Consider the following 22,797-nt stretch of genomic DNA (forward strand, 5'->3'; position numbering starts at 1 on the left):
CTAGGCAGAGAGCGCCTCTGACCTGGTCCTTGTCGTCACAGGATGGGAAGCGCTCTCCGGGTGAAGAAGCGTAGCGGTTCATATCCGCGGGTCCAGGTGCAGGGTGGCGGTCGCGGGGTGGTCTCGCAGGCCGGCGGGGTGCTGTTGGTGGAGACCGTCCGACGGACCGGTCTGGACACCGCCCTGTCGGTGGCGCTGGAGCCGTGGCGCAAGCCTCGGGCGGTCCACGATCCTGGCAAGATCCTCCTGGATCTCGCCCTGACCGTTGCGCTGGGCGGGGATTGCCTGGCTGATGTGGCGATGCTGCGGGCCGAGCCCGGCGTGTTCGGCGCCGTCGCGTCCGATCCGACCGTCTCCAGGCTGGTCGACACGCTCGCTCTGGCGGGCCCCCGAGCCCTCACGGCCATACGGCGGGCGCGGGCCGAAGTCCGGGAACGGGCCTGGACGTTGGCCGGTGACGCGGCACCGAACGCGGGCGGGGAAGTGGTCGTGGATATCGACGGCGTGCTGGTCCTGGCCCATTCCGAGAAGCAGGATGCCACCGCGACCTGGAAGAAGACCTTCGGCCACCACCCGCTGATCGCCTTCGTCGACCACGGGCGCGAGGGTTCCGGGGAGCCCGTCGCGGGCCTGCTGCGGCCAGGGAACGCGGGCAGCAACACCGCGAGCGACCACATCACCATCGCCCGCAAGGCGTTGCCCCAGCTGCCGAAGCAGCACTGGCGCGGACGACGGACACTGATCCGCACCGACTCCGCAGGCGGAACCCACAATTTCCTGAACTGGCTGACCGCACGGGGACGGTGGCTGTCCTACTCGGTCGGCATGGTCATCACCGACGCCATCCACCAGGCCGTCCTCCTCGTCCCGGCCTCCGCCTGGACGCCCGCGATCGAGCCGGACGGCAACGTGCGTGACGGCGCCTGGGTCGCCGAGCTCGCCGGCGACGTCCTCAAGGGCTGGCCGAAAGGCATGCGGCTCATCGTCCGCAAGGAACGTCCGCACCCCGGCGCCCAGTTGCGGATCACCGACGCTGACGGCATGCGTATCACCTGCTTCGCCACCAACACCACCAGCACCCCGATCGCAGCTCTGGAGCTGCGGCACCGCCAGCGAGCCCGCGCCGAGGACCGCATTCGCGCCGCACGCGACACCGGCCTGCGCAACCTGCCCCTGCACGACACCGCTCAGAACCGGATCTGCCTGGAGATCGTCCAGCTCGCCCAGGACTTGCTCGCCTGGATGCCCATGCTCGCCCTCACGGGCGAAACCCGCAGGTGGGAACCCAAGCGCCTGCGGCTGCGGCTGTTCTCCGCCGCCGGCCAGCTCGTCACGACCGGCCGCCGCCGCTGGCTCCGCCTGGCACACCACTGGCCCTGGACCCAGATCATCACCGCCGCATTCGAGCGACTCCAAACCCTCCCGAACCCCGGCTGACCAGCGAGAACAACCCGCACCGACGAGCCCTCGCACGACCGGAGCAGTGGAACCCGGCGCCCACCCGACGCGACAGCCGGGTCGCAGGCATGCCCGCCATCAGCCAGAAGAACCGAACCGGCCCGCCAGGCGAACCGACGGACCGTCACGAAACTCATCCGGACTCCTGGCGGGGACACCCTGGAGCCGTGAAAATCGGGGTGGGCGGCCGTCAGGCTGACGTCGTTCGATCTTGGTGCCGATTCGAGCCTGTACGAAAGTCTGGCGCTGAGGACCCGGCGCAGGCACGGCGCTGCTGGTCACCATCCCGGGTCTGAGCCTGATCGCCGCTCAGGTCGTCATCGCGGAGATCGGCGTCGACATGCAGCGTTTCCCCACAGCAGGCCACCTGGCCTCGTGGGCCGGAGTCTGCCCCGGCAACCACGAGTCCGCGGGAAGAGTCACCAGCGGGCGCACCCGCCACGGCGATGCCTGGCTCAAGGGAGTCCTCGGCATCGCTGCCGCTGCGGCCGCCCGCTCCAGGAGCACCTACCTGTCCGCACAATTCCGCAGGCTGGTCGGCCATCGCGGCAAGAAGCGGGCACTTGTCGCCGTCGAACACTCGATCCTTGGGTCGGTCTGGCACATCCTCTCGCGGAGCACGCCCTACCAGGACCTCGGCGCAGAACACTTCGTCAACCGGATCCACAAGTCTCGCCAAACTCGCCGCCTCGTAGGCCAGCTCACACAGCTGGGCTACGACGTATCGCTCCAGCCACAGCAGACCACGTGAGCTGGAGCGGGACGGTATTTTCAGAGCAGATCGAGGTTAGGCCGGGCGGGAATGGGATCCTTGACGCGGAGGCGTGAAGCGCCGGAAGTCTCTGCACCTGCGTGGTGAGGGTCAGGTGGGCCGCTTCTGGTTCTCGATGTAGTCCTTGACGATGCTGAGCGGTGCGCCGCCGCAGGACCCGGCAAAGTACGAGGGTGTCCAGAACACGGACCCCATCCCGATCCGGTTGATACGCCCGGCGTACTCGGCGCGCAGGTACCGGGAGCTGACGCCCTTGAGGCTGTTGACCAGCTTGGAGACAGCGACCTTTGGCGGGTAGTGCACCAGCAGGTGGACGTGATCGCCTTCGCCGTTGAACTCCCGCAGCTCCGCGCCGAAGCTCTCGCACACGTCCCGCATGATCGCCTCGCAGCGGGTCAGCATGGCGTCATCGAAGATCTCGCGCCGGTACTTGGTGACGAACACCAAGTGTGCGTGGAGGTTGTAGACGACATGGTTTCCCCGCCGTATATCGGGGTCTGGTTCCCAGCGTGGTGACATGGGCCAAGTGTAGGGTGGTCGTATTGACCTTGAAGGGGGTGGGCTGGATGATCCGTGCGTACAAGTTCCTCATACGGCCCACCGTGGGTCAGGCGCAGGCACTCGGTGAAATGCTGCGTGACCACTGCTCGCTCTACAACAGCGCTTTGCAGGAGCGTCGCGACGCCTACCGGCACGTCTCCAAGACCTCGGTCAAGTACGGGCAGCAGTCCGCGCAGCTCAAGGAGATCCGGGCGTTCGATCCTGAGCGTCAGGGCCGCTGGTCGTTCTCCTCGCAGCAGGCGACGCTTCGCCGTCTGGACAAGGCGTTCGCGGCGTTCTTCCGGCGGGTCAAGTCCGGCGAGAAGCCTGGCTATCCGCGCTTCCGGGGAGCCAACTGGTTCGACACGGTGGACTTCCCCAAAGACGGCGACGGCTGCCGCTGGAACTCCACCCCCCACGACCCGGTCACCCGCGTCCGCCTGCAAGGGGTCGGGCACGTCAAGGTCAACCAGCACCGCGTCGTGGTCGGCAAGGTCAAGACCGTGTTCGTCAAGCGCGAGGGAAAGCGCTGGTACGTCATCGTGACCGTCGAGCAAAGTGAGCCTGAGCCGCTGCCTGCGACCGGCAGCGTGGTCGGCATCGACATGGGTATAGCCAACTTCCTAGCGGACTCCAATGGCGGGTTCGTTCCCAACCCCCGTCATGGCCGCACCGCCGCGGCGAAGCTCGAAGACGCGCAGCAGGCGCTCAGCCGGTTCCCCCGCGTGCGCCGCGACACGCGCACCAAGAACCACCAGAAAGCCGTTCAGCTTGTCGGCGACCTGCACCGCAAGGTCCGCCGCCAGCGGCTCGACCACGCGCACAAGACTGCACTCGGTCTGGTCCGTGAGCACGACTTCATCGCGCATGAAGACCTCAAGATCCGCAACATGGTCAAGGCCCCTGCGCCGAAGCCAGACCCTGAGACGTTGGGCAGCTTCCTGCCCAACGGGGCAGCAGCAAAGGCAGGTCTCAACCGTTCGATCTCGGATGCCGGTTGGGGGGTGTTCCTCACGATCCTCGCCAGCAAGGCTGAAAGTGCCGGTCGGGAAGTGATCGCCGTGGACCCCCGCAACACCTCCCGTACCTGCCCCGAATGCGGACATGTCTCGGCGGAGAACCGGCCCACCCAGGAGAAGTTCCACTGCCTCGCCTGTAGCCACACGGCGCACGCTGACACGGTGGGAGCCATCAACGTTCTACGGGCCGGGCTGGTCCGTCGTGAAGCCGGCACCGGCATAACGAGAAGCCCCCGGCTTCAGCCGGAGGAGGAGTCACCGAACTGTGGGCCGAGAGAAGGGCGACTGGGTCTAGCGCGCCTGTACGACCAGTGCCTCGCGGCGGTCCGGGACGGCGGCTGATTGACACAGCGGTCGGCGGAGCCGAGGTGCAGGTCGGCGTCGGGCGCAGGCTGCCCTGCGTCAGTGAGTTGGGATACGCGCGATTCTGATGGAACTTGTTGACTGTTGCTCAGTTGGCCTTCATATTGATCAGAGTTCAACGCGACCCCCCACCCTCATCCTCACCCTGGAGACCATCCGTGGGTCACCGAAGCATGCCTTCGATCTGTCGCGTCGCCGCCAGTGCAGCCCTCGCCCTCGCGAGTGCGCTCGGCGGGCCGGCCTCGACGGGCGCCCAAGCTGCGTCCGCCTCCCCAACCCCCGCCGTCTCCACCGCCATCACGGTGGACGGGTCCAAGCCGGGCCTGGTCTTCGACGGCGTCGGCGCGATCTCCGGGGGCGGCGGCAACTCCCGCCTGCTGGCCGACTATCCGCCCCGCCAGCGCGACCAGCTGCTCGACTACCTCTTCAAGCCCGGCTACGGCGCCTCGTTGCAGACACTGAAGCTGGAGATCGGCGGCGACACCAACTCCACCGACGGCGCGGAGCCCAGCATCGAGCACACCAAGGGCGCCGTCGACTGCGACAACGGCTACGAGTGGTGGCTGGCCGAACAGGCCCAGGCCCGCAATCCGCACATCAGGTTCTACGGCCTCGCCTGGGGCGCGCCGGGCTGGATCGACGGCGGGTCGGGGAACTTCTGGTCGCAGGACACCATCGACTACCTGATGTCCTGGATGGGCTGCGCCGCCCAGCACCACCTGACCGTCAGTTACCTCGGCGGCTGGAACGAGCGTGGCTTCAACGCGACCTGGTACGAGCACCTCAAGGCGGCTCTGGTCGCCCACGGCTACGGCGCGACCAAGGTCGTCGCCGCGGACAGCGACTGGTCCGTGGCCGACGCCATGGCCACCGACCCCGCGTTCAAGAAGGCCGTCGACATCGTCGGCGTCCACTACCCCTGCGGCTACCTCGGCTCCTTCACCTCCTGCCCCAGCACCGCGAAGGCGCAGGCGCTCGGCAAGCCGCTGTGGGCGAGCGAGAACGGCTCCGAGGACGCGAACGCCGGCGCGGCCGCGGTCGCGCGCGCCATCAACCGCGACTACATCGACGGGAGGATGACCTCCTACATCAACTGGCCGGTCATCGCCGCGCTCTACCCCAACCTGTCCTTCTCCTCCGACGGCATGTCGATCGCGAACCAGCCCTGGTCCGGCAACTACAGCATCGGCAGCACCACCTGGGTCACCGCGCAGACCACCCAGTTCGCCCAGCCCGGCTGGCACTACGTCGACTCCGCCGGCGGCTACCTCGGCGGCGACCGCGCCGACGGCAGCTACGTCACGCTGAAGTCCCCGGACCAGCACGACTACAGCACCGTCATCGAGACCATGGACGCCACCGCCGACCAGACCGCGAGCCTCAGCGTCACCGGCGGACTGTCCACGGGCAAGATCCACGTCTGGGCCACCGACGTCGACTCGACCGACCCCGCCGACTGGTTCGTGCACACCCAGGACGTCACCCCGAGCCACGGGCGCTACACCCTCACCCTGAAGCCCGGCTACGTCTACACCGTCACCACGACCACCGGCCAGGGCAAGGGCACAGCCACGCCCCCGGCCCCCGCGCCGCTCACGCTGCCCTACGCGGACGGGTTCGACAAGCCGGCCACCACGACCTCCCCGACGTACTTCACCGACATGAACGGCGCCTTCCAGACCGCCCCCTGCGAGGGTGGCCGCGCCGGGACCTGCCTGCGCCAGATGGCGGCGAGCGCCCCGATCCGCTGGACCGACGAGCCCTACGACGCCCCCTACACCATCATGGGCGACGGCGGCTGGACCAACTACACCGTCAGCGCCGACACCCTCTTCGAGCAGGCGAGCACCGTCGAACTGCTCGGCCGGGTCAACCAGCAGGGGCGTAACAACAACGGCCTGAACGCCTACCACCTGCGCGTCTCCGACACCGGCGCCTGGTCGATCGACAAGAGCGACACCGCCTGGCACTTCACCACCCTCGCGTCCGGCACCGCCACCGCGCTCGGCACCGGCCGCTGGCACACCGTCGCGCTCACGATGCAGGACACCACCCTCACCGCGACCCTCGACGGCCACGTCCTGGGCAGCGCCACCGACGGCAGCTTCACCAACGGCCAGGCCGGCCTCGGGGTGACCGGCTACCAGACCGACGAGTTCGACAACTTCACGCTCACCCCCGGCACCCCGGCCCCGCCGCACGTCGGGCCGATCACCTCCGCCCTGCCCGGCAAGTGCGTCGACGACGCGGGCGACTCCGCGGTCGACGGCACGGCGGTGGAGCTGGCGGACTGCACCGGCGGCGCGTCGCAGGTGTGGACGTGGTCCAACGGCAGCCTCACCCACGACGGCAAGTGTCTCGACGTCACCGGCCAGGGGACCACGGACGGGACGCTCGTGGAGCTGTGGGAGTGCAACGGCGGCCCCAACCAGCAGTGGACGCCCCAGCCGGACGGCACCCTGAAGGGCACGCAGTCGGGGCTCTGCCTCGACGACCCCGCCGCCAGCCTCAGCAACGGCACCCGGTTGGAGATCTGGGACTGCAACGACGGCGCCAACCAGCAGTGGAAGCTGCCCTAGAGACGCCACCTGCCCACCCCACCCGTCGCTGTGCGCCGGCCCCGGAGAAGTCCGCCGGGGCCGGCGCGTCGGCCAAGGCCTCCGTCCCTCGACCTGTTGGCCAACAAGTGGCCCACGCTGGTCGTCGGCGCGCTGGAGGAGGGCCGCAGCGGTTCGGCGCGCTAAGCGAAGGCTGCAGGGAGTCAGCCCCAAGGTGCTGACCGCGACGCTGCGCCGACCGGAGGACTTCGGACTGCTCGACCGCACGGTCTACCCTGCGGTCCCGCTGCACGTCGAGTACTCCCTCACGGCGCTCGGCAAGAGCGCCGCCGTTCCGCTCAACCTGCTGCGCACCTGGGCGGAGGAGAACATCGACAGCGCAGGTCTTGCGCGAGCACCGCAGGTCTGACGACCGCCCCGTCCATGGATGTGACCCTTGCAGGCCCGTACGGAGCAGCAGATCAGGGCTGCGCGGTCGGCCGTTCGCCGCCTTCCTCGACTGCGGGCTCCGGCTCGTCGGCGAGGTATGGCGGGGCGGGTTCGTACTGGATGTAACGGCGTACGGCGCGGGCGTGATCGCGGCCGTGCAGCCGGCCGACCAGCCACAGCGCCATGTCGATGCCGGCGGAAACGCCCTGGCTGCTGACCAGGCGGCCGTCGACGACATAGCGTGCGTCGCGCACCACGTCGATGTCCCCGCGAGCCTGAAGGGTCTCCTCGAAGGCGTGGTGCGTGGCAACCCGGCGGCCACGGGCGGTGCCGGCTTCGTGGAGCAGGAGGGCTCCGGTGCAGACGCTCGTGGTCCAGGTGGCCCGGGCCGAGACTCTGCGGACCCATTCGATCAGGACCGGGTTGGCCACCTCGGTGCGGGTGCCGTTCCCACCGGGTACGAGCAGCACGTCGAGTGGCGGGTGGTCGTCGAAGGTGCAGTCGGGCAGCACCCGCATGCCCTTGTTGCAGCGGACGGGGTCCCGCCGCTGGGCGACCAGTACGGCGGTGTCGCCCTGCGCCCGGATCCCGGCGGAGGCGGTGAACACCTCCCAGGGACCGACGAAGTCCAGTTCCTCGACTCCATCGAACAGCAGGAGCCCGTAGACCGTCATGCGTACTCCTTGATGGATCGGAACCTGTCCCGGCACGCGGGCCCGAGAGCGCCACGCGGCCGCCGCCCAGGCCCGGCGACAGGCGGAGGCGGCCCGGGCCCGGTCGTCCAGGTGGTCAGGGAGCGCCGTCGATGCGGACCGAGCCGATCGCCGTCGGCGGGTTGAAGAACATGGGGCTCGCGCCCTGCCCGATCACGTTGCCGGTGCAGTTGCGGGACTGGAAGACGGTCATGCTGCCGTTGCCCGTCCGGCTTCCCACCGCGATGCTCTGGATGTGGGTCGTCAGGGAAGGGTTGACGCACTGCCCGACGGCGACTTGGCGGGAGCCCACGGTCGTGCCGTCGTCGATCTGCAACGTGGCGGCGCCGAGAGAGACCGCGGTGGTGGCAGTGGCGAGGACGGCCGTCAGAGCGAGTGATCCGAGGGTGCCGCCCGTTCGGGCGAGCCACGACAGAGGGATGCGCATGGGTGTGTCGGGTTCCTTCGATGGGTGCATGGGTCCAAGGCGACCTGGCGCCACTTTGACCGATGCCGATCATGGCTGCTGGGAAGCCAGCCGAGGAGTCCCTCGAACGAGCGCCCGCCCCGCGGGGCGGACGTGGTGATCCCTCTGCGGGGCGGCAGGGGACCGGCCCCCTCGACGGGTCGAGTGACGACGCGTCGGCCACCTGGTCGCCCCGGTTGAGAGGTTCCGGAACCGGTGCTCTCATCGAGGTGGAACGTCCCTCTGAGGGAGTCGCGATGTCCTCACATGCCCCGATCTCACCGCAGCAGGCCGCGGACCGGCTGGCCGTCCGGGAGCTGGTCGACGCCTACGCCCACTGCGCCGACCGGCGGGACGCCGAAGGACAGATGGCCCTGTTCACCGAGGACGCGCGCTTCCTGGTCTTCATGGACGCCACCGCCGCGGAGCCGACCCAGGAACTGTACGGCCGCCACTCCCTCGCCCCGGTCTTCGAGAACCTGAACACCTACAGGGCGACCACGCACTTCAACGGCCAGAGCACGGTGACGCTGAACGGCGACCGGGCCAGCGGCGAGACCTACTGCCTGGCCCACCACATCTCCTGCGGCACGGCCGTCGAACGCACGATCATGATCGCTTCGATCCGCTACCTCGACGAGTTCGTCAAGAAGGACGGCCAGTGGTTCTTCGCCGAACGACGCCTCATGGTCGACTGGACCGAAACCCGCCCCAGTACTCCCTGACCCGCTTCCTGGATCGCCCGCGTCGGGTCGGGGACGGCCCTGGGGAGCGTTCACCTGAACCACCATCAGGGGTGCATCCGGCGGCCGGCCGTCGAGAGGAGCTCCTCGGACAGCGCCCACAGGCGTCGTGAGCCGTCCGGGTCGACGGCGTAGGCGGCCACGCGGTGGAGGGTGCCGGTGCGACGGTGGACGACCTCGCTCTCGTTGCAGTCGGTGAAGTAGCGTCCGCCGACGCCGTCCAGCAGGGGTGAGGTGGCGAGCAGCACGGAGGTCGCGGCGCCCTGTTCGACGGTCTTGATGAGCTCGGGCGGAACGGCGCCGCTGCCGCGGCCGTCGGTGTGGCGTTGGAGGTTGGTGTAGATCGCGCCCGGCATCAGGGCGTTGGCGGTGATGCCGTCCTCGGCCCGGCGTCGCGACGCCTCCACGGCGAAGAGGACGTTGGCGGTTTTCGACTGGCCGTAGGCGAGCCGGGGGTCGTAGCGGCGGAAGGCGAGGTGGACGTCGTCCCAGACGTTCGGCGACTGCATGTGCCCGCTGGAGCTGACCACCACGACCTGGGCCGAGCCGTCTGCGGCGAGGGCTCCGTGCAGACCGGTGGCCGGGCGAAGTGGCCGAGGTGGTTGGTGGCGAACTGCCACTCCCACCCCTGGGGCGTGTACCGCTCGGGGCAGGCCATGACGCCCGCGTTGTTGACGAGGATGTGCAGGGGGCCTTGCCAGGCTGCGGTGAACGCGTGGACGGAGTCCGGGTCGGTGAGGTCGAGCCGGGCGACGCGTAGGTTGCGGTTGCGCGCGAGCTCTCCGGTGCGGGGGAGGAGGGCGGCACCGTGCGGCTCGGCTGGGTGCCCTCGGCCGGCGCCGGCCTGGTGCCGCGCGCCCTCGCCGCACTCCAGCGGACCGACCCGGGCGTGCGCGTCGTCAGCCGCGAGGGAGGCACCCCGGCCCTGGTACGGGCGCTACGGGCGGGCAGCATCGACCTGGCCCTGCTGTCGTCGGCACCGCCGTTCCGGGCGCCTGGCGCCGAGTCACCCCCGTTGGCGGTCCAGACGCTGGCCGAGCGCGCGCTCTGCCTGGCCGTGCCGGCGATGCGCCCCTTGGCCCGCGGGGAGTTCGTCGGCGTGGCCGATCTGCGCGGTCAGCGGTGGATCGCGGGCCCTTCGGCGGCCGGGGAGCAGCTCATGTGGGTGTGGCCCGGTCTGGACGAGCGGCCCGACGTCGCCCACACCGCCCGCGACTGGATGGCGAGCTGCAGCTGGTGGCCGCGGGCTGCGGTCTGACGACGGTGTCGCGGGGCCTCCTGCGCGCCGCGCCGTCCGGCGTCCGCATCCTGCCCGTGCGCGGCGGCCCGCTGGAGGTCCGGCGGCTGCTCCTGGCGCGTCTGCCCCAGCCGCCGGACCGGCCGACACTCCGCCTCGCGGCCGCTCTGCGCGCCTCGGCGCTCGACGCTGACAGCGTGAGGAGTGAGTGACGGTCGGCTGTCACCGCCACGGCGGCAGTTCTTGGACGTCCCCGCGCCCACCCGCACCCGGGCCCGGGCCTGTCCGGTCTGACGCTGCTCAGCGCAGGTAGGTCACGGCGGCACGCCGGAGTCGAACGGCCTCCATGTTCCCCAGAAGCTCTGCGGCGAGCGCGGCCGCGATGAAGATCGCCTCGCCGCCGAAGGGAAAGGCCGACTCGCCGCCGAGAAGCCGGGAGAACCCCACGACCGCCAACGCCAGGGCGGCGACCGCGACGGCGCGGGGCCAGGTCAACCGGTGCTGGACGTAGCGCAGGTACTGCGCTGTCGGCCGTCCCGGCCGGATACCGGGCACGAAGCCGCCGACCCGTTTCAACTCGTCGGCTATCGCCTCCGGTTCGAACTCCAAGGCTGCGTAGAAGGCCGTGAAGACGAGGATCAGCACGGTCAGCAGGACGAGGTATCCCGTTGATTCCTCGGCCAGCAGGCGGTCCCGCAACGCGCCGGTCCAGCCGGTGTGCGGCAGCAGTTGTGCGACCAGGGCCAGCCAGTAGAGCAGCGACGCGGAGAAGGTGACCGGAGCATCCAACTCGCCGAATTCCACTGTGATGTAGGCGGAACCACCCCCTGACGGCCGACGGCCGGTCATGCGCTTGGCGTACTGCACCGGGACGGTGCGCTCGGCGCGCTCCACGAAGGTCTGCCCCATGAACGTCAACGGTCCCAGGAACAGCAGGGCGACGAAAGGGAGCAGTCCGCGCTGCTCGCGGACGGCCCAGAACTCTCCCGGCAGCACCGCCAGCACCTGGACGAGCACCAGCACCGCGTAGCCGTTGCCGAGCCCGCGCCGGCTCACCACCTCCGCCAGCCCCATCGTCGCCACCGAACCGGCCACGAGACACACGACGTCCAGCGCGACCGCGCCTGTGCCGGCTGCCCGCAGCAACCCGTGGTCCTGGCCCACCGTGACGACGGCCCAGGCCATGAGCAGCGCCACGGGCACGGTCGCCACCCTGGCCATTCGCGCGACCGCGGCCGCTCCCACAGAGCCCTCCCGCGCCAGCGCCCCCATCCGCGGGACGGTGATCACGGCCAGGTCCAGCAACAACCGGGCCGTCACGACCGGGAAGACGCTCAGCCCGAACAGCGACAAGCCCGGCAGAGCGTTGCCCATCAGCACCTTCACGGCCCCCGAGAAAACCTGATGGTTCTGGGCTGCGTGGACGTCGACGCCTGGCAGCGGCACGTACTGACCGAGCCGGAACAGCGCGACCGCGGCCAGAGTCACTGCGGCACGGTGCCGGACCTCGGAGAGCCGAACGATCTGAGACCACCACGACAGCACGTCGCCCCCAGCCATGCGTCTACGCACCGACACAACTCATCCTGGCAGAAGCGCCGTTACGCCCACTCGGGTGTACCGCATCGCGGGACGCCGCTCCATGGCTTTCAGAGCCCGACGCGGCCCCCGTGGCACAGCACGGATCGCATCAGAGGTGGCGGTCGGTCTTCGCCGGTGAACTCCGCCGAGCGCCCGCCGGTGCGGCCCTCGGTGCCGGGCTCCTCCTGCTGCCTCCGCCGGAGTCGTCGGCACTGGGATCCCGGCTCGGTGAGCGCCCTGCTCCGGCGTACGTGTCATGGGGCGCGGCTGACTCGTCGTTACTAGGCGCGTGGTATAACACGGATATGATCAGCGAGAGCTATCTCGCCACCGCATCGGCGGCGGTGTCGCTGCTGGCGCATCAGTCCGTGGCCGACGCGTGGGCCGGGCCCAGCGCCTTGACCGGCTACGCCGTCAGCGGGCTCGCGGGCCATCTGGCCGGGCAGGTCAACGTGGTGGCCAAGGCGCTCGACGGTCCGGAACCGGACACCGAGCCCGTGGCGCTGGTGGACTACTTCCTCCAGGCCAGGTGGATCGACGCCGAGCAGGACAGCGAGGTCCACCGGGGGATCAGGAGCCGTGGCGCCGACTACGCCGCGTCCGGTCCGCGGGCACTGGCGAGCCGGACCGCCGAGGTGCTCGACCGGCTGCGCCGAGACCTGCCGCGCCAGCCCCCGTCGCGGGTGGTGCAGTTCCCGTGGGGGCCGCCCTCACTGCGGCTGGACGACCTGCTGGCCAACCGCATGATGGAGCTGGTCGTCCACCTCGACGACTTGGCTGTCAGCGTGGGTGTGCCGACCCCTGAGCTGCCCGTTGCGGCGACCGACGCGGTTGTCAGCCTCTTGGCCACGCTGGCGGCCCGCAGGCGCGGCTCCGTGCCCGTCCTGCGTGCACTGACCAGGGCGGAACGCGCCCCGACCACGATCACCGCCTTCTAGTGCGGCACGCCGCGCGGCCGTCCTCAGGTGGTGGAGCCGGCAGCGGCGCCGGTGGCCAGGTCGGCGCCCCAGCGGGCGATGTCGGCCTCCAGGCCCAGTGCCCGCATCTTCGACGTGTCGTCGGCCGGCGGCCAGTCCTCCCGCGGCACTCGCCACATCACCTCGAACTCGTTGCCGTCCGGGTCCTTGGCGTGGTGGGCTCATGCCCGGGGTGCGGGACCCCCGGTCGGGGGTCGGGCCCTGGCCTTCTGGCGGATGAGGATCCTGCTACTTGTGAGTAATGTACTGACGTGCCTGCGCCAGGCGTGGGCACGTCAGGCGCTTCGGTGGGCGGGGGAGTGGCAAGCGGGAAGACCGACGCGTCATGGGGCGAAAAGCGCAGGGACCAGGGCGGTAGCGACGGCTGGGCGCTGCGAACGGGCGGCACGATTCACAACGATGCGACCCGACTCGTGCCTGGGTAGGCACAGGTCTTGGGTCGGATCCAGGGCTTTGTTGGACCAAAGAGGGCTGGAAGAAGTGAAGGAAGACGATTTTCGCGCGACCCGTCCAGACGCACCGTCCGGGCGCGATGCGGACCTAGGCCAGCCACTCGCTGATCAAGACAGTCACGACGCTTCCGACATGCTGTCGATGCCTGCTTCACTTTATGCGCAGGTCGTCGCTCGTGGCGCTTTCGCGCCCGGCGATTCCGATCTTGAGCAGTGCACGCGGACGTTCGAGCGGTTCCTGATGCAGTCCGGCGAAGACCACCCCTACACCCTGGACGCCTGCGAGGACCTCGCGATCGCCTACAGCGACGCGGGGGACATATCGACGGCCGTTGCGCTGCTCCAGTGGACCCTCAGTGGCTGGCTGCGGATCTTCGGCGAGGACTACCCCAAAACCCTGTCCTGCCGCAGCAATCTCGCGATCGCCTACACGAAGGCGGGGGACCTGGGGCGGGCGATCCCGCTGTTCCAGCAGGCCCTCGATGGCCGGTTGCGGGTGCTGGGCGAGGACCACCCCGACACCGTGGCCACCGCCGGCGTCCTGGCCCAAAGCTACTACGCCGTGGGGGACTTGGGGCGGGCGATCCCGCTGTTCCAGCAGGCCCTCGATGGCCGGTTGCGGGTGCTGGGCGAGGACCACCCCGACACTCTGACCTCTCGCAGCATCCTTGCCGAAAGCTACCAGGCCGCGGGGGACCTGGAGCGGGCGATCCCGCTGTTCCATCGGGCCTTCGACGAGTTGCTGCGGGTGCTGGGCGAGGACCACCCCGACACTCTGACCGCCCGAAACAATCTTGCGGAGAGCTACCTGGCCGCGGGGGATCTGGGCCGGGCGATCCCGCTGTTCCAGCAGAACCTCGACGACAGGGTCCGGGTACTCGGCCAGGACCACCCCTACACGCTCCTGTCCCGCAGCCTTCTTGCCGAAAGCTATCTGGCCGCAGGGAACCCGGGGCAGGCGATCCCGCTGTATCAGCGGACCCTCGACGGGCGGCTGCGGGTGCTTGGCGAGGACCACCCTCGCACGCTGATCTCCCTCAAGAACCTCGCCGTCGCCTATGCGTTGGCGGGGGACCGGGGGCAGGCGATCCCGCTGTATGAGCGGGCCCTCGAGGGGCGGCTGCGGGTGCTGGGCGAGGACCACCCCGACACCCGGGCCTCCCGCGACGACCTCGCCGTCGCCTACGTGTCGGCGGGAGAACCGGGCCGGGCGATCCCGCTGTTCCAGCAGATCCTCGACGACACCCGCCGCGTGCTCGCCGAGGACGACCCCGACACCCTGATCTCTCGCAGCAACCTGGCCCTCGTCTACTACGCCGCAGGGGACCCGGAGCAGGCGATCCCGCTGTTCCAGCAGATCCTCGACGACACCCGCCGCGTGCTCGGCGAGGACCACCCCGATACCCTGGCCAGCCGCGACAACCTTGCCAGAGCATACGAGTCGGCGGGGGACATGCAGCAGGCGATCGCGCTGTATCAGCGGGCCCTCGACGAGCGGCTGCGGCTGCTCGGCGAGGACCACCCCGATACCCTGGCCAGCCGCGACAACCTCGCCCGCGCGTATGAGTCGGCGGGAGACTAGGACGGGCGATCCCGCTGTTCCGGCGGACCATGCCGCGGTAGTGCGGTCGGCGGTTTCCGCGGTAGACGGTCCAGGCGACGGCGCGTTCGACGGGTGGTCGCCAGCGGCGGTAGTCGGCCTTGTCGGACCTTGGCGGCTGGCCCCGTGGGAGCCACGCCTCTTGCGGTTGGCGATCCGGTCCCGCTTCTCCGGGATCGTGCAGCCGATACGGCGTCTGCGCAGGTAGACGCGGTTCGTGCGGGAGCCGTAGGCCTGGTCAGCACCGACCTTGTCCGGCCGGGTGCGCGGGCGCCCCGGGCCGGTTCTGGGCACCCGAATGCGGTCCAGCACGACCTGGAACTGCGGGGAGTCACCGTGCTGTCCGGCCGTGATCACGAGCGACATCAGCTTCTGCGCCTGCTCGACGGCCAGGTGGATCTCAGTCGCCCACCTCGGCGAGCAGCGCGAGTCGGCGAAGCCGTTCCAGCTCGGGGCAGTCGTCCAGAGCCTGCAGCATTCCCTGGCGCCACGTCAGCTCACGTATGTGCGCCTGGACGGTGTCCAGTTCGCAGCTGACGAGGTCGCCCAGGGAGCGTTCCCCCGTCATCACGGTGGCGATCGCGGCGATCGGGGTGTCGAGCGCGCGCAGACGTTGGATCAGTCGGAGTCGCGACAGCGCGTCTGCGGTGTACCTGCGGTGACCGCCTCGGCTGCGTCCGTTCTCGGGCAGCAGCCCGATGTCGGAGTAGTAGCGGATGGTCTTCACCGGCAGCCCGGTGCGCGTGGCCAGGTCGCCGATGCTCACCGTGTTCTCGCCTCGTATGGCGTGCGTCACAGCTGCTTGAATCTCCACTGCGCAGGAGCCGTTAGCGTCCACGCGATCGCCGCCTTGCGGCCCGCTCGGGGCGGCACTCGCCGAGGAGGATCATCACATGCGGATTCTGACCGTCACCGCCGGTTCGCGCAGGGACGTCGCCCCGTTCACGGGCCTGGGACAGCGCCTGCTGGACGCCGGGCACCAGGTCGCCGTGGCCGCGCACGAACCCTTCGCCGCACTTGTCGCCGGCTGCGGTCTCGCATACCGGCCTCTGCCCGGGAATCCGCAGGAGTTGATCCGTGCTCGTGCTCTGGCGACGTCACCGCAGGAGGCGCGTGCGGTGACGGCGGCGTTCTTGGACCGGCTGGCAGATGGGGTGGTGGCGGCCGTTGCGGCGGACACCGACGTGGTGCTCACCGCGTTCGGCCCCGCATCGCTCAGCCAGGCGGCCGCTGAGGCGTTCGCGATTCCCGTCATCGGTGCCTACCTCGCACCGGCCTTCGCCACGAGGGAGTTCCCGCTGCCGGGCACGCCGGGCGCCGACGACCTGGGGGCGGACGGCAACCTCGCCGCGGGCCGGGCATTGCTGGCGCAGGCCGGAACGCTCCAGCAAGCGGTCCTGGCGAGGCTGCGCGCTCGGCTCGGGCTGCCCGCCGCCGAGGCGTCGACGCAGGCGGGAAGGCTCCGGCCGGTCTTCCACGGCTTCAGCCCGCTGGTGGTGCCGCGCCCGGCGGACTGGCCTTCCGGGGTCGAGGTGGCGGGCTACTGGTGGCCCGCCCGGCCGCGAGGTTGGCGGCCCCCGGCCGAGCTGGTCGACTTCCTCCAAGCCGGTCCACCCCCGGTCTTCGTCGGGTTCGGCAGCATGGCACCGGACCAGGGAGAACGCTTGGGCGAGCCGGTGGCGGCAGCAGCGGCTCGGGCGGGAGTGCGCCGGTGGTGCAGGCCGGGTGGGCCGGCCTGCACCACCGGCGATGACGTCCTGCCGGTCGGTGACCTCCCGCCCGACTGGCTCTTCCCTCACACCGCCGCCGTCGTCCACCACGCCGGGGCGGGCACCACCGCAGCCGGACTACGTGCCGGGGTGCCCGCCGTGGCGGTACCCGTCATGGCCGACCAGCCCTTCTGGGCCGCCCGGCTGCAACGCCTCGGAGTCGCCCCGCGGCCGCTGCCGTTCCACGAGCTCACCGCCGAAGCCCTCGCCGAGGCGATCACGGCCTGCGTGGCCGATCCGGCCCACGGGCAGCGAGCGGTCGAACTCGCGCGCCGCATCGCCGCGGAGGACGGCGCCGCCGCGGTACTGGCCCACGTCGGGGTTGCGCTCGACGGATGAGACCGCGAACGCCGTGACAGGAATCCAGGGAGAACGACGCCGGAGGGGACGGGCCACGGAACCCGCCGGGGCCGCGGTGGTTGTCACACGCGGCAGCCGGGCGGTGTCTTCATGCCGAACAGCCCCACAAGGGGGCGCCAGTAAGGAGAGTCAGCATGGCGCTGCGCCTGCCGAAGGCCGAGCTCCCCGCCGAGCTCGCGGAGAACATGATCAAGCAGTTGGGTATGGTGCCCGAGAACGTGGAGGTGCTCTGGCACAGCCCCCAAGCGGCCCGGGACAACCTGGAGTTCGGAGCCAAGGTGGGGGCGTGGGGCGCGGTCGCCCCGGACCTGAGGTCGTTCGCACACATGGCCGTGGCCGCGCAGGTCGGCTGCAGCTGGTGCCTGGACGTCGGCTACTTCCAGGCACAGAACGAGAACCTGGACCTGAACAAGGCCAGCCAGGTGCCGCGGTGGCGGGAGACGGACGTGTTCACCGAGCTGGAGCGCGGCGTCATGGGGTATGCCGAGGCGATGACGGACACGCCGCCAACCGTCACCGACGAGCAGCACGCCAGCCTGTTGCGGCGGCTCGGGGCCCCGGCGATGGTGGAACTCACCGCGTTCGTCGCCTACGTCAACCTGGCGACCAGGGCCAACGTGGCGAACGGGGTCACCTCCCAGGGCTTCTCCGACAGTTGCGAGATCCCGCTGGCCGAGCGGCCGGCCGCGTCCTCCGCCGGGGCTGGGACCGGAGCCGGGACCGCGACGTGATCGAGGAACCGTTCGTCGCCCACCGGGGCCTGTTGTTCACCGTCGCCTACGAGATGCTCGGTTCCGCAGCCGACGCGGAGGACGTGCTGCAGGAGACCTGGCTGAGGTGGGCCGACGTCGATCGGTCGCAGGTCCACGACGCGCGGGCCTACCTCGTCCGGACCGTCACGCGGCAGGCGCTCAACCGTATGCGCACACTGGCCCGCCGCCGCGAGGACTACGTCGGCCAGTGGCTGCCGGAGCCGCTGCTGACCCGCCCCGACGTCGCCGACGACGTCGAACTCGCGGAGAGCGTCTCGATCGCGATGCTGACCGTCCTGGAAACGCTCAGCCCCACCGAGCGGGCGGTATTCGTGCTCCGCGAGGTGTTCGACCTGCCCTACGACGAGGTCGCCGGGGCCGTGGGCAAGACGCCCGCCGCGGTTCGGCAGATCGCTCGGCGGGCCCGGGACCACGTCGCCGCCCGGCGGCCACGCGTCAGCGTGAGCCCTTCGGAGCACAGGGCCGTGATGGACCGGTTCCTAGCCGCGCTGAACACCGGGCGCGTGCAGGAGCTGATGGAGATCATGGCGCTGGACGTGGTCCTCATCGCCGACGGCGGCGGGCTCACGGCCGCCGCGCCGGCCCCTGTCCACGGGGCCCAACTCGTGGCGACGATGCTCACCGGCACCGGACGGGCCGCCTTCGAACACACGGTGGTGTGGCTCAACGGCGTCCCCGCGATCCGGATCGAATCCGCCAGCGGCCGGGCCGCGGTCAGCCTCGTGGTCGAGAACGGGCACATCACCCGGATCTACGCGACGTCCAACCCAGAGAAACTGATGCGACTCGACAAGCCGGCCGACCTCACCAGGTAGACCGCCGCGCGGGTGTTCCGGGCACGCCGTAGGCGGAAGACCCACGTCTCGGCGGTATCAGTCGAGGGTCATCGCAGGTGCAGTGGGCGGACGGGAGGGAATCCCGAGGCGGTGGCGCTCGACGTCCACTTCGCCGCCTAGAGATCGTCTTCAAAGTTCAGATCCAGAGCAGGATTGAGGCGATGGTGACGGCGGTCTGGTACGACTCGCGGGTCTTGTCGTAACGGGTGGCCAGGCCGCGCCACTGCTTGAGGCGGTTGAAGCAGCGTTCGACGACGTTGCGGAGCCGGTAGACGGCCCGGTCGAAGCCGGGCGGTCGGCCGCCTGCCCGTCCACGTCGTCGGAGGCCGGCGGCTTGGTCCCTGCGTTCGGGGATCGTGTGGCGGATGCCGCGTCTGCGCAGGTAGGCGCGGATCCTGCGAGAGCTGTACCCCTTGTCGGCGATCACGTGGTCCGGTGTGCTGCGTGGACGGCCGGGACCGGTGCGAGGAACGTGGATCTCGGCCATGACCTGCTCGAACCGGGTGCAGTCGTGGGTGTTGCCACCGGTCAGGACGAAGCCGAGCGGGCGACCATGTCCATCGCAAGCCAGGTGGACTTTGGTGCTCAGTCCGCCACGGGATCGGCCGAGGGCGTGATCACCCGCTTCGTCCCGGTCTCGAGCCCCCTTTTGCCGCCCGCTGCGTGCTGGTGGGCCCGCACGATCGTGGAGTCCACCGACACCACCCAGTCGATGTCGCCGGCCGCGTCCTTCTCCGCCTGGATCGCCCGCAGCATCCGGCTGAACGTCCCATCCAGGGCCCACCTGCGGAAACGCGTGTACAGCGACTGCCACGAGCCGTACCGCTCCGGCACGTCCCGCCAGGCCGACCCGGTCCGCAGCTTCCACACGATCCCGTTCAACACCACCCGGTCATTGATCCGGGGCCGCCCAAAACCAGCAGGTGGGAGGAGCCGTGACAGCACCTCCCACTCCGCATCCGAAAGCTCATGCCGACGCACCACACGCGACGTGATCTCTCATCAGTTGATCCACTTTGAAGACGGACCCTAGTGGCGCCAAGCAGCACGACATGCGCTTTTCGGTGCGTCGCTCGGCCAGGCTTGTCGAGCGTGCCAACCTGCCCACGCTGGAAGAGGCAGGGCTTCTGAAGGGGGCCTGACGCCGGCTTCGGCCGAGTTGTCGGCACGTCCAGGCCCTCCGCCGCAAAGGCGGAGGGTGCCGACCACGAGTCGATGGACGTGGTAGGCGCGAGCGTCGTCGGCGTAGTCGTCTCGGAGCGGTGCGGGGGAGGGGGATGGGGGTGTGGCCGTGGGAGCTGGTCGGTTCGGGTGTCCTGACCGAAACCCCGTGAGGTCACTGCTGCGGTAACCAGATTCACCCGCACAGCATTACGGACCCGGAACGGCCGCGGGCTGTGCGGTAACCGGCTGCACAGGCCGTGAGGTGTCCGGCGTGACGGGTGGAGCCGAGCGAGGCGGGTGCACCAAGCGGGTGGGTTGCGGACCGGGATCGGCGAGGCGTCGCGCTCATCGCCTGCTCGCGTCGGAGGCTGGCGTAGGCAGATGGGATGCTGAGCCGAGGATTGCCTCAGGGATGACTGACGAGACCGCCCCACCGTCCCTGCAGGCTGCTCGATGGGGGCGGCGCGCGAGGCTGGCCGTCGCGGTCGTTCTCGGGTTGGCCGCCGCCGCGGGCACGTCGAACGGCGCGCACGAAGCCGGTGCCCATGCCGGAGCCCGACCGGACGCGATCGCCTGGACGAGCTGCAGTGGACTGGGCAGGCAGTTCCAGTGCGCGCGGGTCCCGATGCCGCTGGACTGGAACCGGCCGACCGGCCGGCAGATCGAACTGGCCGTCATCCGTCGTCTCGGGAGCAGACCGGACGCGCGCATCGGGTCGATGTTCGTCAATCCCGGCGGCCCCGGCCAGAGCGGTGTTGCACTGGTACGGGACTCGGGCGAGGAGCTCGACACGTTCGGCGACGGACGCTTCGACGTGGTGGGCTGGGATCCCCGCGGCTCGAACGACAGCACCCACGTGCAGTGCTTCACCAGCAGCGATGAGCAGGATCAGTTCTGGAAGGGCGTGTCGATCCCCAGCACCCCGGCGGAATCGGTCGCCTACCAGCGCAAGGCCGAAGAGCTGGCGTCCCGGTGCGCCAAGCTCAGTGGAGACCTGCTCACGCACATCTCCACCGCGGACACCGCCCGCGACCTCGACCGACTCCGCGCGCTGGTCGGCGACCCCGAGCTCACCTACGTCGGCCTGTCCTACGGTTCCATGATCGGCCAGACGTACGCGAACCTGTTCCCCGGCCGGGTGCGCGCGATGATGCTCGACGGCATCGTCGACACGGTGGCCCAGACCACCAGCATGGAAGCGAACATCACCAGCGCCGTCTCCTCCACCGACCAGGTGCTAGCCCAGTTCGAAGCGTTGTGCCAGCAGGCGGGTCCCGGGCGCTGCGCGCTCGCCGGCCACGGCGACACGGTCAAACAGCGCGTGACGGGGCTGTTCGCCACCGCCCGCCGGGCGCCGATCCCCGCGCGCCACGCTAACCCGCCGGGCGTGCTCACTTACGGCGACCTGCTGGTCTCCACATTCAACCCGCTGCGGTCGCCACTCACCTGGCCCGCCTTCGCGAACGACCTCGAGGCCGCAGTAGGCGGCGACGCGTCGAACCTGAAGACAGCGGCCAACGCCCTGCAGACGCCCGAGGCCCTGGGCGTCGGCGCGACCACCTCGTCGGCAATCTCCTGTGCGGACGCCGTGGCCCGCGTCCCGTCCTCCGCCTGGACCTGGCAGATCGCGGACTTCACCGACACCAGCAGGCTCTGGGGCACGGTGCTGGGCTGGTGGCTCTGGTCGCCGTGCGCCTCGCACTGGCCGTCCCCCGACGCCGACCGCTACACCGGACCCTGGAACGCCAGGACCAGAACCCCGATCCTGCTGATCAACGCCCGCTACGACCCCGCCACCGGATACAGCAACGCCCAGGCCGCGCAACGGCGACTCGGCAACGCCGTGCTGCTCACCTTGAACGGCTACGGCCACCCCAGCTACCAGGTCCCCAGCAAATGCGTCGACGAGGCGAGGGTGCGCTACCTCGTCGATCTCGTCACCCCCGCCAACGGCACTGTCTGCCAACCGGACCAGACGCCCTTTGGGTAGGCCCTGGCCGCGGCTCGCAGTCCAGGTCGCAGTCGCGGAGAGCAGCTGGCGTGCGCCTCTCCTACTCGGCCGCGCTGAGCAGTTGCCCTTGACCCGACAGAGCGACCCCCTCAACGACGCCAGGGTTCAGAGGGGTTATTCCGGCCGTGCACTATTGCCTCCTTTGCGCCCGGCCAACGGACAGGGGCATGCTCGCGATTCTGCCCGTCCCTCCGGACACACGTGAGCGCGGGACTGTTCTACCCAGCCGTTAAGGTGCGGCGCATGCAATCGCTGATCACTGTCATCGCCGAACGCCAAGATGTCGCCGACTTCCTGGCCTGGCCTGGTGACTTTGACCTTGACCGAGGGGTCCACGTCGAGGAGGTTCACCTCGCGTCGGGCGCGGAGCTGGAAGGCTTCGCGGGTGATGGGGCTGGGGGCACGTACTTCTTCTGTGGCGATGGTGGCGAGGAACGTCCGATTCTGTACGCAGACTCCGAAGGCCGTGCGGCTCTGGTCGCGTCTGGCCTGCGGGAGCTGTTGCAGCTCCTTCTCGTAGCACCCTGGTGGCGCGACTGCCGCGAGTTCACTCCGGAGGAGAGCTGCGAGTTGGCTGCTGAGTACCTGGAGGACATGCCCGGCGTGGCAATTCGGCGGGACCGTGCGGCCGCAGTTCTCGGCATCGTAAGCTCCCCACCGCCCGCCAGCATCTGCGCAAAGCCCTGGGGCGACAACGGCTGTCGCACCACCGCGATCGACCACGGCGACCGCTTCGGCATCGACCTTGAGATCGTCCAACGCGACCCCGCAGTGAAGGCTTCAAGGTCCAGTCCCGCCGCTGGACCGCCGAGCGGACGCTGGGTTGGCTGATGAACCATCGCCGAATCGCACGCGACTACGACGCCCGACCCCACCGCTCCGAAGCCATGATGCACCTCAGACACCATCCGCAGGATGAAGCCTCCTCTCAGTACTGTTCGGTCTCGAGGAAGCTCGCGTCCGCATCGCCGAAGGAGGCGGCGGTCGGGTCGAATCT

At 69.9% G+C, this 22,797-nt stretch carries 19 protein-coding genes and 3 pseudogenes; 14 read left to right on the forward strand and 8 right to left on the reverse strand.

From position 1 onward, the window contains the following. Window positions 1-60 precede the first annotated feature (60 nt). Window positions 61-1,437, forward strand: a complete 1,377-nt coding sequence (locus tag TR49_RS35200) for an IS1380 family transposase (RefSeq protein WP_084725748.1) — start codon at window positions 61-63, stop codon at window positions 1,435-1,437. Window positions 1,438-1,729: 292 nt separating this feature from the next. Further along, a pseudogene (locus TR49_RS35205) lies at window positions 1,730-2,209 on the forward strand (transposase); the annotation flags it as partial. A gap of 111 nt (window positions 2,210-2,320) precedes the next feature. Here the strand turns inward: TR49_RS35205 and tnpA are convergent. Continuing rightward, on the reverse strand, window positions 2,321-2,749 hold the full coding sequence (gene tnpA / locus TR49_RS35210) for an IS200/IS605 family transposase (RefSeq protein WP_084725750.1): 429 nt from the start codon (window positions 2,747-2,749) through the stop codon (window positions 2,321-2,323). A gap of 47 nt (window positions 2,750-2,796) precedes the next feature. Between tnpA and TR49_RS35215 the strand changes: the two genes are divergently transcribed. From TR49_RS35215 to TR49_RS46085, 3 genes are all read left to right on the forward strand, one after another. Beyond that, window positions 2,797-4,131 (forward strand): RNA-guided endonuclease InsQ/TnpB family protein, encoded by a 1,335-nt coding sequence (locus TR49_RS35215; protein ID WP_236653671.1) that lies wholly within the window; start codon window positions 2,797-2,799, stop codon window positions 4,129-4,131. 194 nt (window positions 4,132-4,325) lie between these two features. Further along, the gene (locus TR49_RS35220; protein ID WP_084725751.1) at window positions 4,326-6,731 is read left to right on the forward strand and encodes a ricin-type beta-trefoil lectin domain protein; all 2,406 of its coding nucleotides are present in this window, start codon (window positions 4,326-4,328) and stop codon (window positions 6,729-6,731) included. Between the two features lie 193 nt (window positions 6,732-6,924). Continuing rightward, window positions 6,925-7,119, forward strand: coding sequence for a winged helix-turn-helix transcriptional regulator (locus TR49_RS46085; RefSeq protein ID WP_236653667.1), 195 nt, complete (start codon window positions 6,925-6,927; stop codon window positions 7,117-7,119). Between the two features lie 52 nt (window positions 7,120-7,171). Here the strand turns inward: TR49_RS46085 and TR49_RS35230 are convergent, their stop codons facing one another. Further along, entirely contained in the window at window positions 7,172-7,813 is a 642-nt protein-coding gene (locus TR49_RS35230; protein ID WP_042389530.1) for a DJ-1/PfpI family protein, read from the reverse strand. 115 nt (window positions 7,814-7,928) lie between these two features. Next, a complete protein-coding gene (locus TR49_RS35235) occupies window positions 7,929-8,279 on the reverse strand; it encodes a hypothetical protein (RefSeq protein ID WP_042389532.1) in 351 nt (116 codons plus the stop codon). A 275-nt stretch (window positions 8,280-8,554) separates the two neighbouring features. Here TR49_RS35235 and TR49_RS35240 point away from each other — a divergent pair, with 275 nt between their 5' ends. After that, window positions 8,555-9,022 carry a nuclear transport factor 2 family protein gene (locus tag TR49_RS35240; RefSeq protein WP_042389533.1) on the forward strand — a complete coding sequence of 156 codons (468 nt, stop codon included), beginning with the start codon at window positions 8,555-8,557 and terminating at the stop codon, window positions 9,020-9,022. Between the two features lie 65 nt (window positions 9,023-9,087). Here the strand turns inward: TR49_RS35240 and TR49_RS35245 are convergent. Continuing rightward, window positions 9,088-9,794: pseudogene (locus TR49_RS35245) on the reverse strand (SDR family NAD(P)-dependent oxidoreductase); the annotation flags it as partial. A gap of 9 nt (window positions 9,795-9,803) precedes the next feature. Here TR49_RS35245 and TR49_RS42100 point away from each other — a divergent pair. After that, window positions 9,804-10,489 (forward strand): annotated as a pseudogene (locus TR49_RS42100) (LysR family substrate-binding domain-containing protein); the annotation flags it as partial. Window positions 10,490-10,577: 88 nt separating this feature from the next. On the opposite strand, the gene TR49_RS35255 reads toward TR49_RS42100, so the two are convergent. Further along, a complete protein-coding gene (locus TR49_RS35255; RefSeq protein ID WP_160311692.1) occupies window positions 10,578-11,765 on the reverse strand; it encodes a preprotein translocase subunit SecY in 1,188 nt (395 codons plus the stop codon). 398 nt (window positions 11,766-12,163) lie between these two features. Between TR49_RS35255 and TR49_RS35260 the strand changes: the two genes are divergently transcribed. After that, window positions 12,164-12,796 (forward strand): maleylpyruvate isomerase family mycothiol-dependent enzyme, encoded by a 633-nt coding sequence (locus TR49_RS35260; RefSeq protein WP_042389543.1) that lies wholly within the window; start codon window positions 12,164-12,166, stop codon window positions 12,794-12,796. A 23-nt stretch (window positions 12,797-12,819) separates the two neighbouring features. Here TR49_RS35260 and TR49_RS42105 read toward each other — a convergent pair whose 3' ends face one another. Beyond that, on the reverse strand, window positions 12,820-12,945 hold the full coding sequence (locus tag TR49_RS42105; protein WP_369405361.1) for a hypothetical protein: 126 nt from the start codon (window positions 12,943-12,945) through the stop codon (window positions 12,820-12,822). 475 nt (window positions 12,946-13,420) lie between these two features. On the opposite strand from TR49_RS42105, the gene TR49_RS35265 reads away from it, so the two are divergent. Beyond that, the gene (locus TR49_RS35265) at window positions 13,421-14,869 is read left to right on the forward strand and encodes a tetratricopeptide repeat protein (RefSeq protein ID WP_063770253.1); all 1,449 of its coding nucleotides are present in this window, start codon (window positions 13,421-13,423) and stop codon (window positions 14,867-14,869) included. 418 nt (window positions 14,870-15,287) lie between these two features. Here TR49_RS35265 and TR49_RS35270 read toward each other — a convergent pair whose 3' ends face one another. Beyond that, window positions 15,288-15,653 carry a helix-turn-helix domain-containing protein gene (locus TR49_RS35270; protein ID WP_236653668.1) on the reverse strand — a complete coding sequence of 122 codons (366 nt, stop codon included), beginning with the start codon at window positions 15,651-15,653 and terminating at the stop codon, window positions 15,288-15,290. A 127-nt stretch (window positions 15,654-15,780) separates the two neighbouring features. On the opposite strand from TR49_RS35270, the gene TR49_RS35275 reads away from it, so the two are divergent. The 3 genes from TR49_RS35275 to TR49_RS35285 all read left to right on the forward strand — a co-directional run bounded on the left by TR49_RS35275 (window position 15,781) and on the right by TR49_RS35285 (window position 18,604). Next, window positions 15,781-16,995, forward strand: coding sequence for a glycosyltransferase (locus TR49_RS35275; protein ID WP_042389545.1), 1,215 nt, complete (start codon window positions 15,781-15,783; stop codon window positions 16,993-16,995). Between the two features lie 155 nt (window positions 16,996-17,150). Beyond that, entirely contained in the window at window positions 17,151-17,747 is a 597-nt protein-coding gene (locus tag TR49_RS35280; RefSeq protein WP_042389547.1) for a carboxymuconolactone decarboxylase family protein, read from the forward strand. Next, complete coding sequence (locus TR49_RS35285; RefSeq protein WP_042389549.1) at window positions 17,744-18,604, forward strand: RNA polymerase sigma-70 factor; 861 nt, start codon at window positions 17,744-17,746, stop codon at window positions 18,602-18,604. Before TR49_RS35280 ends, TR49_RS35285 begins: the two co-directional genes overlap by 4 nt. A 157-nt stretch (window positions 18,605-18,761) precedes the next feature. On the opposite strand, the gene TR49_RS42110 is transcribed toward TR49_RS35285, so the two are convergent. Continuing rightward, window positions 18,762-19,609, reverse strand: a protein-coding gene (locus TR49_RS42110) for an IS5 family transposase (protein WP_439654155.1) whose coding sequence is annotated in 2 segments (ribosomal slippage) — window positions 18,762-19,258 and window positions 19,258-19,609 — 849 coding nt in all. Because the reading frame shifts where the segments join, the coding sequence is not laid out codon by codon here. 592 nt (window positions 19,610-20,201) lie between these two features. On the opposite strand from TR49_RS42110, the gene TR49_RS35300 reads away from it, so the two are divergent. Beyond that, the gene (locus tag TR49_RS35300; protein ID WP_084725754.1) at window positions 20,202-21,779 is read left to right on the forward strand and encodes an alpha/beta hydrolase; all 1,578 of its coding nucleotides are present in this window, start codon (window positions 20,202-20,204) and stop codon (window positions 21,777-21,779) included. Between the two features lie 264 nt (window positions 21,780-22,043). Next, window positions 22,044-22,631, forward strand: a complete 588-nt coding sequence (locus TR49_RS47095) for a hypothetical protein (RefSeq protein WP_236653669.1) — start codon at window positions 22,044-22,046, stop codon at window positions 22,629-22,631. Window positions 22,632-22,797: the final 166 nt, after the last annotated feature.

This window comes from Streptacidiphilus melanogenes (assembly GCF_000787835.1).
GTDB classification, from domain to species: Bacteria; Actinomycetota; Actinomycetes; order Streptomycetales; family Streptomycetaceae; genus Streptacidiphilus; species Streptacidiphilus melanogenes.